At 50.4% G+C, this 12,112-nt stretch carries 12 protein-coding genes; all 12 read left to right on the top strand.

From position 1 onward, the window contains the following. Positions 1 to 7 precede the first annotated feature (7 nt). Positions 8 to 700 (top strand): SGNH/GDSL hydrolase family protein, encoded by a 693-nt coding sequence (locus ACYVK4_RS19790; RefSeq protein ID WP_461129254.1) that lies wholly within the window; start codon positions 8 to 10, stop codon positions 698 to 700. Between the two features lie 651 nt (positions 701 to 1,351). Further along, positions 1,352 to 3,853 carry a DUF5686 and carboxypeptidase-like regulatory domain-containing protein gene (locus ACYVK4_RS19785; protein WP_461129253.1) on the top strand — a complete coding sequence of 834 codons (2,502 nt, stop codon included), beginning with the start codon at positions 1,352 to 1,354 and terminating at the stop codon, positions 3,851 to 3,853. A 143-nt stretch (positions 3,854 to 3,996) separates the two neighbouring features. Beyond that, on the top strand, positions 3,997 to 4,851 hold the full coding sequence (gene fdhD / locus ACYVK4_RS19780; RefSeq protein ID WP_461129252.1) for a formate dehydrogenase accessory sulfurtransferase FdhD: 855 nt from the start codon (positions 3,997 to 3,999) through the stop codon (positions 4,849 to 4,851). A gap of 124 nt (positions 4,852 to 4,975) precedes the next feature. After that, a complete protein-coding gene (gene moaC / locus ACYVK4_RS19775; protein ID WP_461129251.1) occupies positions 4,976 to 5,449 on the top strand; it encodes a cyclic pyranopterin monophosphate synthase MoaC in 474 nt (157 codons plus the stop codon). After that, positions 5,442 to 6,020 (top strand): NTP transferase domain-containing protein, encoded by a 579-nt coding sequence (locus ACYVK4_RS19770; RefSeq protein WP_461129250.1) that lies wholly within the window; start codon positions 5,442 to 5,444, stop codon positions 6,018 to 6,020. Before moaC ends, ACYVK4_RS19770 begins: the two co-directional genes overlap by 8 nt. Before the next feature lie 99 nt (positions 6,021 to 6,119). After that, positions 6,120 to 6,710, top strand: a complete 591-nt coding sequence (locus ACYVK4_RS19765) for a DUF6992 family protein (protein WP_461129619.1) — start codon at positions 6,120 to 6,122, stop codon at positions 6,708 to 6,710. A 62-nt stretch (positions 6,711 to 6,772) separates the two neighbouring features. After that, positions 6,773 to 7,564 carry a nucleotidyltransferase domain-containing protein gene (locus tag ACYVK4_RS19760; protein ID WP_461129249.1) on the top strand — a complete coding sequence of 264 codons (792 nt, stop codon included), beginning with the start codon at positions 6,773 to 6,775 and terminating at the stop codon, positions 7,562 to 7,564. A gap of 2 nt (positions 7,565 to 7,566) precedes the next feature. Then, positions 7,567 to 8,043 (top strand): nucleoside deaminase, encoded by a 477-nt coding sequence (locus tag ACYVK4_RS19755; RefSeq protein WP_461129248.1) that lies wholly within the window; start codon positions 7,567 to 7,569, stop codon positions 8,041 to 8,043. Positions 8,044 to 8,162: 119 nt separating this feature from the next. Continuing rightward, complete coding sequence (locus tag ACYVK4_RS19750) at positions 8,163 to 9,368, top strand: DegT/DnrJ/EryC1/StrS family aminotransferase (protein WP_461129247.1); 1,206 nt, start codon at positions 8,163 to 8,165, stop codon at positions 9,366 to 9,368. 20 nt (positions 9,369 to 9,388) lie between these two features. Continuing rightward, positions 9,389 to 9,592, top strand: a complete 204-nt coding sequence (gene vapB, locus ACYVK4_RS19745) for a type II toxin-antitoxin system VapB family antitoxin (protein WP_461129246.1) — start codon at positions 9,389 to 9,391, stop codon at positions 9,590 to 9,592. Positions 9,593 to 9,985: 393 nt separating this feature from the next. Then, a complete protein-coding gene (locus ACYVK4_RS19740; protein ID WP_461129245.1) occupies positions 9,986 to 11,083 on the top strand; it encodes an iron-containing alcohol dehydrogenase family protein in 1,098 nt (365 codons plus the stop codon). A gap of 129 nt (positions 11,084 to 11,212) precedes the next feature. After that, on the top strand, positions 11,213 to 12,064 hold the full coding sequence (gene kdsA, locus ACYVK4_RS19735) for a 3-deoxy-8-phosphooctulonate synthase (protein WP_012927347.1): 852 nt from the start codon (positions 11,213 to 11,215) through the stop codon (positions 12,062 to 12,064). The last annotated feature ends 48 nt before the right edge of the window (positions 12,065 to 12,112 follow it).

Here is a 12,112-nt window from a genome sequence, read left to right as displayed (position 1 = left end):
TTAACGAATGAAGGTTTTAGTGATTGGCGATGAACATACCTATGGCTACGGGCTGTCGAGCGGGCACCTGAGTTACATAGGCCATTTTATTCGGCAAATCAGCCAGGCCGGACGAGCTGTATCGGTCGAAGCGTATGCCCACTTGACGATGGCACAAACCATTGCAACACTGTCTCAACTTCCGTTAAATCGGTACGATCTTATCGTACTGCAACTCGACCATACACTCATTCAAACGGCCTCATCACCGTTCGCCCGCCCGCCGGGAATAAGTGTCCCTACCTTGACGGGTCTGTCAAAATTTTCCCGACCCGGCGTTGGTAATCGCCTGAAAGCACTTCGAGCGGCTTGCCTCTCGTTTATAAGACCTCCGCACGAGCTGACCTCTATTTCTGTATTACTCAATCAGATTCGGCCGTACCGCCATAACGTATTGATGGTGACTCCCTTTCCGCACATGGATCCATTTAGCCGCTGGTTGCGCAAACGAAGTCGGGCGGTTCTACTCCGGGAGGCCGACCGGCGTTTGGTGAGTGTTTTCGATACCGATCAGGTTATTCGGCCCCGCGAAGAATACTTCTTACCAAACGATACTCAGCACCTGAATGCGATCAGTCATGAGCTGCTTGGGAAGTCTTTATTCGATTTTTATCAATCAGCGCCTACCATCGTTACCATTCAGGCGTTTCGAAAAGGATGACACAGGGCATAAAAAAAAGGGAGACTATTGAAAGTCTCCCTTTTTTTTATGCCCTTTATATGGATGAATCGGGATCGAAAGTCCGGCTTTTTTTGCGCAGCGCGTCGTAGCAGATAATAATCAGCCTAAATGATGAGTGTATTCATTTTAAGCCTGGCGGGTTTATTCTCTGTACTGTATTTCAGAATGAAGTTGTCAAGGCAAATAATGAGGGAACGTTTCATGCGCGTATGGAAGGAGAACCTCAGTCGTCTTCCTGCATAAAGCGGAACCTTTCTGTAAGGCAGGTAAAAGTCAGTTTTTTTACAAAGCGTTCACCTGTTTTAATACCTGTTATGATAAATAGCTACGAATAGACTATACAAAATACGTTCCGGCTGGTTTAACATCTGAGCATAAATACTTAGTTGTACTTATTAGTAACAACGAATAAAAAATATATATGCATATATGCTGTTTCAGACAGGAGTTTTACCGTTTAACCGTCTTTTAATGACATTTGGCGTTGATACGTAACTTATAGCTGATAGTATTTATAGTATCTTCGCCTTACACAACAAGACAACAAAGACCATAAAGCGCTTGAAGACACCACTACCTTTTTATTTTATTCTTCTGTGGTTAGTACTTAATGGAGTAGGGAATGCCGCTATGGCACAAACTACCTATACGGTTACAGGGCTTGTTACAGACGCTAACACAGGAGAGCCTATCCCCTTTGCCAGCGTAGCGCTGGTGGGACGACGGTCGGGAACTGTCACCGACGATAAAGGGCGCTTTACTTTAGTGGTTAAAATCCTGACGGATTCAATAGCTGTTAGTTCGCTGGGTTTCAAAACACTTCGCAAATCCATAGACCCCGAACGAACCTCGCAGGCCGTCGATTTTAAGCTGGAATCCGGAGGTAATGCCTTACAGGAGGTGACCGTGAAAGCGGGCGAAAATCCAGCTTGGCGCGTGCTTCGGCAGGTGCGTAAAAATCGTTCGATCAATGACCGAAAGCGATTGTCGGCCTATGAGTACGATAGCTACGTAAAAACCGATATTGCGCTAAGCCATGTGACAGACCGCATGCGGAAAAATCCGCTTATCAAACGAATCAACGAGGCCATGAGTAAACATGACTCGATCGTTGATAAAGATGGCCATCGACTATTACCCCTATTGGCTTCCGAATCGGTGTCTCGCTATTATTACAAAGCTAATCCTGAACGCAAACGCGAAGACATTCGCAAAACACGTATCAAGGGTGTAGCCGTGGATGATGCTGGTTTAAGCTCCCAATTACTGGGGGGTACCAATCTGGTCAGCCAGAACTTTTACGACAACTATATTCCGATTCTGGGGAAAGACTTTGCGTCACCCATTGGCGACAACTGGAAAAACTGGTATGAGTTTTTCCTGGCCGATACTACCCAGATTGGCGACCATATCTGTTACGAAATTCAATTCGATCCCAAACGGCCCGAGGACCTTGCTTTTATCGGAAAGGCCTGGATCGACACCACTAGTTTCGCACTTTGCCAGATTGAAACCCGCATTGGCGACGGCGCTAATCTGAACTATGTACGAGCGCTGACCATTGAACAGGAACTGGAAACAACCATCGACTCAACGGGTGGGTCGACCACTGCCGGTTGGCTTCCTGTGAGTATTCGTCTTAAAGCCGACCTCACGGGTGTTGGCAAACAATCGCTGGGGCTGAGGGCTCAGGTAACACTCAGAAACAGCAATATCGTTGTCAATCGACCCCGGCCATTAGGTTTTTATGAGCAGCCTATTGAACCCAGTGACACGGTGGCCACAACCAACGAAGCCTACTGGCACAGCGTGCAGCGTCATCTTGCCGGGGCCGACTCCCTGAATAAAGAAGACCAGAAAACCCGGCAGGTCATTGAAAAACTGCGCGCCGTTCCTGCCGTGAAGATGGCCGAAGCGGTAGGACAAGTAGCCGTTACGGGCTTTTATAAAGTCGGCGGTTTCGATATTGGACCGTATCCCTATTTATTCGCTGTCAATAGTGTGGAAGGCCTGCGTACACGAATTGGCTTCCGGACCAACGAGCAGTTCAGCCGAAACTGGGTTTTGCGGGGATATGCGGCCTACGGTACGCTGGATGGGAAATTCAAGTACGGGGGCGAAATCGATTATCTGTTCTCCCGACAACACTGGACCATGCTGGGGGTGCGTCTGGCTAATGACCTGGAACGCCTTGGTCTGACGCCTGAGCTTATTGGCGGGAACCGGATTTTTTACGCTTTGAGCCGCTTTGGCCGTTATCGGGGTGGTTATCACAGCTATCAGAAAGAGGTTTTTTTTAGGACAGAGCCGGTAAAAGGCATTCTCCTGACAGCTACAATGGGCACCAAGACCTTTGACCCGCTTTTCCCGTTTCATTTTCGGACACAACCCGAGTTAGGCGACCAGTCAGCTTTACAAACGGATATTTTTGATGCCTTCTGGTCCATTGAAGCCCGACTGGCCCGGAAAGAGAAATACCTCATGGATGGCAATGAACGCATAACGCTCGGCACGAAACGGGCACCCGTTCTGACCATACGCTATACACACGGGTCAAAATCATTAGGGGGCGACTTTAACTACGATCGACTTACCTTAAGAGCGCAGCAAACGTTTCGGTTAGGACCACTTGGCCGGATGACGTATCTGTTATCAGCTGGCTTTACACCGTCAGTACTGCCTGCTCCGTTGCTGTTTCCGCATATTGGTAATCCAACCCCGCTGCTGACGACCAATACCTTTAACCGGATGCAGTTTTATGAATTTGTCAGTGATCGTTATGTCGCTGTTCACGTTCAGCACCGATTTGAGGGCCTGCTGTTTAATCGTATACCCGGTATTCGAAAATTAAACTGGCGATTGGTGGCTAACGTCGATGCGCTTTGGGGGGGACAATCTAAAGCCAACGAGGCCGTTCAGTCTTTTAGAGCCTTGCCCGGCGGGTCGAGGCCCGTTTACTTTGGTTCGCTTCAGGGGAGCAAACCCTACATGGAAGTAGGGTATGGCATCGATAATATATTCAAGATTATACGAGTTCAGGCTATCCACCGATTAACTTACCTGGACGATGGCCCGAACGGCATACCCATCAGCTCGTTTGCGTTAAAAGCATCCGCTTCCTTTAGTTTTTAATCATTTTTTGGCATAATTGGTTAAGGAATGGAACGCTGATTTTTACGAACAAATATGATTGTCATTCAATTAATTAAAAATCATATTTACTCATAAAGATCATAAAAATCAGCGTTTTGTCTTTTAACTGAAATGATCCAGAAATGCCTATAGTTGCTCCTGTTACCGTCTATAAAATAACCGGCGAAACCTTACTTGAAGCCCCTGATCTGCTGGCGGTTGAAGAGCCGTTGGAAATACGGCTGGGCTTTGGCCCCGCCACCGATCGGCAGCAGCGGTCAGTGTCGGTAACCATGCGGACACCGGGGCACGACGAGGAGCTGGCCATGGGTTTTCTATTTACCGAAGGTATCATCAAGCAGCCTGCCGACATTGTTTCCTGCCGACATTGTGTTCAGGAAGCCGATAAAGAAGGCAATGTAATTCGAGTGGAGCTGCACCCCGATGTCCATGTCGACTGGTTAAGGTTGGAGCGAAATACTTTTACGTCATCCAGCTGTGGACTCTGCGGGAAAGCCACTATCGACGCTGTGATGTCTCTAACCCCCGGTCCGCTCACGGCTGACCTCACGGTTGAGTCCGCTATACTGCATGCACTGCCAGACCGGGTTCGCCAAACGCAGCGGGCTTTTGCTTTTACAGGAGGTATTCATGCCGCAGCCCTGTTTGATGCCAGTGGTAAACTATTGATCGTTCGGGAGGACATTGGCCGACACAACGCTCTGGATAAACTTATTGGCGCAGCTTTCTGGCAAAACTGGTTGCCGCTCAGTCAATTCGGTATTTTTTTGAGCGGTCGTATTGGTGTGGAGCTTATCCAGAAAAGCTGGCTGGCAGGTGTTCCAATGCTGGCAGCTGTGGGTGCTCCATCGAGCCTGGCTGTCCAAATGGCGAAAGAAGCCCATATGACCTTAGCCGGTTTCGTTCGCGATAATCGCTTCAATATTTACAGCCAGCCCGGGCGGGTCAACACCAATGTGTTGACGACTGAAGGGTAGGGAAATGGAGGTAAAGCGCTGTTTTCTAATCAAATCCGATTGCTCGCGAACGACATTAGGTCGTTTCGGATGATAACTTACCCTGTAGACGGTATCTTTGTCGAAATCATTTTACAGAAACGCAATGAGTTCTTTTACGCACCTCAATGCCGAGGGAAACCCGTCGATGGTTGACGTGGGAGCCAAGACCGTTACCCGCCGGACAGCTCGTGCCCAGACCGTGGTAACCCTTGGTCCCGATATCATGCAGCACCTGAGCGGAGCTGACATTGCTACCAAAAAAGGACCTGTCTTTCAAACCGCCATCATTGCCGGCACAATGGCAGCCAAACGGACCGATGACCTGATTCCGCTGTGCCATTCCCTTGGCCTGGACAATTGCCAGATCACGATTACGACAGATGGTGATGATGCGATCATCAGTTGTCTGGTTTCGACCGAAGGAAAAACCGGCGTGGAGATGGAAGCACTGGTAGGGGCGTCTGTAGCGGCTCTGACGATTTACGACATGTGCAAAGCCTTTTCGCACGACATCATTATTAAGGAGACCAAGCTGATGGAGAAAACGGGCGGTAAACGGGACTTTCGCCGTGCCTGACCTAAACGGACTCATCCTGACCGGGGGGCGAAGTACCCGGATGGGGCAGGATAAGTCGCTGCTGGATTACCACGGCAAACCCCAGCGCGAACACCTCACCGACCTGCTCAAACCCTATTGTAAATCGGTTTTCTGGTCAGTAAATGCCGACCAGGCGATGGAGTTGAGTGAGATAAAGCAGCCTGTTATTGTTGATTTATACAACCTGATAAGTCCGTTGAACGGTATATTATCGGCGTTTCAGACCGACCCCTCAACCGCCTGGCTGGTCGTGGCCTGCGACATGCCCCTGCTGACAGCCAGAACATTCGATGCGCTGCTGATGAATCGCGCAGCGGACAAAATGGCTACTGTTTTCTATGATTCGGATGGACAGTCTCCCGAGCCCTTGCTAGGGATTTACGAGCCAGCTTTTGGCCCAGTTTTGTATCAGGCGTTTCAGAACGGCGCGGTTTCACCCCGGCAGCTTTTGCTCCAGAACGATGTGAACATGCTTACCATCCCGGATCGTCGGGAGCTAACGAACATCAATGATCCCGAAGCCCGAGTAGCCCTGAAACAACGCAGCTAACTTTTGACTTTTACTTGTTGATAAAAGAAACGCTCCGTGAATCTCTATTTTCTTCGTAATACCGCTCCGGCGGTCTGGCCTGTGTCAAAAACCATAAAAATCGTGCTGGCAACCGGGGCTTTTCTCCTGAACAGAGGAGCCTCAGCCCAGCGGGTGACGCCATCTCCTGAGTTGCAAAACTTCACCGAGCAGCGCGTCCGGCATCAGAAAACCCTGGGCCTTACCCTTGGCAGTTATGCGCTGGCGAACATTGCCGTTGGCGCCGTTGCTGCCGGACAGACATCGGGTGAAACGAAGTATTTTCATAAAATGAACGTGTATTGGAATCTGGTCAATCTGGGCATTGCCGGGGCCGGGCTACTTGGTTCACGCAAAACGCAGACCGGTTCCGAAACGCTGGCGGATGCGGTGAGACAGCACGAAAACATGAAGAAAATTCTGCTGCTCAACACCGGTCTCGACGTCGCCTATGTCGTCGGTGGTGCTTACCTCCGGGAGCGGGGAGCCAATCAGCCCGACAAGGTCGACCAACTGCGGGGTTACGGCAAGTCGATCATGTTGCAGGGTGGGTTTTTATTTGCGTTTGATCTGGTCAACTACTTCATCTTCAAAAATCGGGGCGACAAACAGGAACGATGGCTGCTCTCGGCTACCTCAAACGGTGTCGGATTGGTGCTCCCTGTCCGGTAAGGGTGGCTGAACTAAAGGAAATGCGGGTCTGTTCTCCGATAATTTACTAACTGAACCGGAGCATGTCATCTCCTTTATCTTCTTTTCAACTATTTATCGACAGGGCCACAAATGTGTGTCGGCAGGACCCCGAAGCGATTGGGCTGGCAGTGGGTGGCTCGTGGGCATCGGGTGAGCTGGACGATTACTCCGATCTGGATTTAATACTGGTTCTGAGTCGGAAAATTGCTCCCGATACCGAACAGATGCAGGCCTATGCATCCCGCTTCGGCTCCTTACTGGCGTCGTTTCGGGGCGATCACGTGGGTGAGCCGCGCCTGCTGATTGCCCTGTATGAATCGCCCTTACTACACGTGGATATTAAGTTTCTGACGCCCGATGAGTTTTACCAGCGGGTCGAAAATCCGGTAATTTTATGGGAGCGTGAGCAACTGCTGACGGCTATCTTAGCGAAGTCAGAGGCTGGTTATCCGCCATTCGATTTTCAGTGGACAGAAGATCGTTTCTGGGTCTGGATGCACTATGCCGCGCTTAAGATTGGCCGGGGCGAATATTTTGAAGCGACGGAATTCCTGTCGTTTATTCGTAATATGGTGTTGGGGCCAATGCTGCATCTTAAACACAAAGCCCTTCCAAGAGGGGTTCGGCGGGCCGAAACAAGCTTTACACCAACGGAACTGGAGCATTTACAAAAAACCGTTGCCACACCCGATCGGGCCAGTCTGTCTCTGAGCCTGACCGAAGCCATGAACCTGTACGAAACCCTGCGGGACGAACTGGCTCCGGCTGCGTTACGCATACATAGAAACGCACAGGCCGCCGTTATACAGTTTCTGACCACTATTCATCAATAATCATGACAAATCAGGATGAAATTTTTCTGCGGGAAGCGATTCAACTGGCCCGCGAAGGCATGACGACCGATCAGGGTGGGCCGTTTGGCGCGGTCATTGTTCGCGATGGCGAAATTGTCGGGAAGGGCTTTAACATGGTCACATCCACGAACGACCCGACGGCTCATGCCGAAGTGGTGGCCATTCGCGATGCATGCCGGAATCTGGGTACGTTTCAACTGGATGGGTGTACTCTTTACGCTTCCTGCGAACCCTGCCCGATGTGTCTGGGAGCCATTTACTGGGCGCGTCCGATCCGTGTTGTTTATGCCGCTCAACATACCGACGCGGCCAACGCAGGTTTCGACGATCAATTTATTTATGAAGAGATCGATAAACACCACGAGCACCGGCATATTCCCATGCACCAACTTCTGCGCGACGAAGCCGAGGCTGTTTTTCGGGAGTGGAAAGCGCTGGAAAAGAAAATGCCGTATTAAGGAATAGCAAGTCCCCGCGAAACCATGTGTTCGTTCTCGGGTGAAAAACCGTACTTTTGCCGTATAAATGGTCGCCGGGCAGTGTACGTTTCCAGGCGACCGACTAAACGGATTACGTCATGCCAGGAATGGAATTTTTCGGAGCCGCTGAGCGCACAGAAATCAACGATGTGCTTGAGACCGGCATCCTGTTTCGGTATAATCACGAAGCACAACGAAATAATATTTACAAAGCCCGCGAGTTTGAGGCCGAGGTAGCCAAACTTGTTGGCGCTACATACGCCCACGCCGTTTCGAGCGGGTCAACAGCGGCTTTGTGCGCCATGGCTGCGGCCGGGATCGGTGCCGGTGATGAAGTCATCGTGCCGCCTTTTACCTATATCGCTACCATCGAGGCCGTGTTGATGGTGGGTGCGTTGCCCGTTTTCGCCGACATCGACGAGACGCTTTGCCTCAGTGCCGAAGGTATTCGAAAGGCGATCACTCCCCGTACCAAAGGGGTTTGTCTGGTCCACATGTGCGGTCAAATGGCCGATATGGAGGCTATTATGGCGGTCATCAACGAACACAATCTGGTGTTGGTTGAAGATGCTGGTCAGGCAATGGGTGCCAGCTACAAAGGGACATCAACCGGTCTCTGGGGTAAAACCGGAGCCTATTCGTTCGACTTTTTCAAGATCGCCACGGCGGGTGAGGGTGGTGTTATGGTAACCAACGACGAAGTGGCCTATAAGCATGCCGACTCCTATTCCGACCACGGCCACGACCACATCGGCAGTAACCGAGGCATGGAACAACACCCAATCCTCGGTTTCAACTACCGCATTAGTGAGCTTCATGCCGCAGTTGGGCTCGTGCAAACGCGCCGGGTCCCCGAGATTATCAAAAATAATAACGCCCACAAACGCCAGCTGATGGCCGCTCTGGGCCAGATTCCCGGTGTGGCGTTTGCCCGAATTCCTGATACCGAAGGCGACTCGGCTACGTTCCTGAACATGCTGCTGCCCGATACGGAAACCGCTCAGCGGGTGGTCGCCGAAATGAACGCGGCCGGTATTGGTGGGTTCAACTACTGGTTCACGAACATGTACCACTTCATCAATCAGTGGGATCATATCAAAGAAATGAGGACGGCCTCAGCGCTGCCCATCGAAAAGTTCGGAGCGCCCCAGGACTATAAGAATCTCGACATTCCCAACGCTCAGGCGACCATCGGCCGACTGATTTCATTCGGTATCCGGGCTACCTGGACGTCTGACGAAGTGGCTACACTGGCGTCGAACATCGAAGCCGCCATTCGGAAAGCAACCCTGGTCGAAGCGTAAGCGTATTTAGTGGTATAATTATGTCAACGACAGCCTTACTCTCCGAAATTTCCGCTTTACCTCCCGAATTGCGTCGGGAAGTAGAAGATTTTGTCGCCTTTTTGCGAGCAAAAAAACAGCGCAGCACAAAGCTCGAAAAACGCGAGTTTGACTATGCCAAAGGGAAAGTAAAGTTGTCTGATGACTTTGATGCGCCATTGGACGATTTTAACGAGTATATGTAATGCGATTACTGCTCGATACGCACACATTGCTTCTGGTTTTATGGTGGTGATGAGACATTGTCTGAGGACCTTACCAAGATGATTCAAAGTCCTGCCACTACTTGTTTTATTAGTATTGCAAGTTCATGGGAGATAACAATCAAAGTGAGTTTGGGAAAACTGGATCTCAATACATCTATATCCGAATTATTTGATTTTCTTGATCGTAATCATTTTTGGGTAATGCCAATCGAATTTAATCATCTGTTGGAGTTGCAGCAATTGCCAAATCATCATAAAGATACACGGTCCGACGTTTCGGGTTGACCGTATTATTATCGCCCAAGCGTTAGCTGAAGATTTAGCTGTCGCCACAAAAGATTCATTTTTCAGCCAATATGGCTTAACGGTACAATGGTAGCTACACAAACCACGCATAAAAATTTTAAAGGGGTCGAGAAGACCGTTTTCGGTCGGGGGAGCTTTTCGCAACTCGACGAAATCATCGCACCCGTTCGGACCGAAAACGAAGGCTATTTTGTCTTTCTGGTCGACAATTATTTTAAAGGCAAACCCCTCGAAGGGCAGGTTCCGGCGCATACCGAAGATTTGACGTATTACATCAGCGTCGAAGAGCACGAGCCGACCACCGACCAGATCGACCAGCTTCGCGACGAAATTCTGGCGAAGAAAGGGCTTCCGTCGGGTGTCGTTGGCATTGGTGGCGGCAGCATCATGGATATTGCCAAAGCGTTGTCGCTGATGCTCACGAACGAAGGTTCATCGACCTTATACCAGGGATTGAATCTGATCAAGAAACCGGGCGTTTATCACGTCGGTGTACCGACCATTTCGGGTACCGGGGCTGAAGTATCGATGACGGCCGTATTGACAGGACCGGTTAAAAAGCTCGGTCTGAAGTGCGAATGGACGGTGTTTAATCAGATCGTCCTCGATCCCGAACTCATTGCCAGCGTACCCCGCAACTGGTGGTTCTATACGGGCATGGATACCTATATCCACTGCATCGAATCGGAGAATGGACGGTTGAACAACGCGTATTCCCACGCCTTTGCCGAACAGTCTATGAAGCTTTGCCGGGAGATTTATCTAGGCGAAAACTCGGGCCAGACGCCAGAGAACGACGATAAACTGATGGTGGCCTCGATGATGGGCGGCCTAAGCTTAACCTATTCGGAAGTGGGCGTTTGCCATGCGCTTAGCTACGGCCTGTCGAAAATTCTGGGAACCCGGCATTGTTACGCCAATTGTTTGATCATGAATCACCTGGAGGATTATTATCCGGAGGGCGTTGCCGAGTTCAAGGAAATGGTTGCCTACCACCAGATCGACCTGCCACAGGGTTTGTCGAAAGACTGGAGCGACGATACCATCACCCAGATGGCCCATGTGTCGTATAACTTGCCGCACATGTGGCTGCACGCCATTGGCGACAACTGGCAGGAAACGATCACCATTGATGTACTGAAGGACTTGTTCCGGCGGCTATAAAAAAAGTTTTGTACAGAGAGCCACAGAGAGTAAAGGAGATACACGGCGATAGCAAAGAGAAAAATAACCTCTGTGCATCTCCTTTATTCTCCGTGTATCTCTGTGCCACAACTCTTTAACACTATTCCCATGTCTCAAAAAATCGTTCGCGTTGGCGACATTGAATGCGGTTCCGATGAGTTGTTCCTCATCAGCGGTCCCTGCGTTATTGAAGATGAAAAAATTATGATGACGGTGGCTGAGCAGCTCCGCGAAATTCAGGAACGGCTCGGTATCAAGATCATCTACAAATCGTCGTTCCAGAAGGATAACCGCTCCAGCCTGAACTACTACAATGGTCCCGGCCTGGAGAAAGGCATTAAGATCCTGGCTAAGGTAAAAGAGCAGTTCGGTTTTCCACTGCTGACGGATGTGCATTATCCTGACCAGTGCGCGCCCGCTGCCGAAGTGGTCGACGTACTGCAGATTCCGGCCTATTTGTGCATGCAGACGATGCTGGTGGTGGCTGCCGCCCAAACGGGTAAGGTTGTCAATGTGAAGCATGGACAGTTTCTGGCACCCGAAAACATGAAGCACCCGGTCAAAAAGATCGAGGATTCCGGTAACGAGCAGATCATCCTGACCGAGCGGGGCTTCACGTTTGGCTACAATGACCTGGTTGTTGATCCCCGCGCTTTCTACCACATGGCGCGTACCAACTACCCCGTTGTGTTCGATGTTACCCACGCCATCCGCAAATACGGTATTCCGTCGGCCGATGCGAAAGGTGGCGCACGGGAGTACCTGCCCGTATTAGCTCGTGCTGGTGTGGCTGCTGGTGTCGATGGTCTGTTTGTGGAAACACACACTTGTCCATCCGAGGCCCTTTGCGATGCCGCCAGCCAACTGGACATTCGGTATCTGGAAGAGTTCATGAAACCCCTCATCGAGCTCCACGCGGTTGAAGTAAAATACCGCAACACACTGCCGGAACTAGCTTAGTGATGTATGAAAAGAGATGTATGATGTATGATATAGGACGTATTCCTA

The sequence above is a fragment of the Spirosoma aerophilum genome (assembly GCF_054782495.1).
The sequence above is the reverse complement of the archived record's forward strand: the minus strand, read 5'-3'. Positions and strand labels throughout refer to the sequence as shown.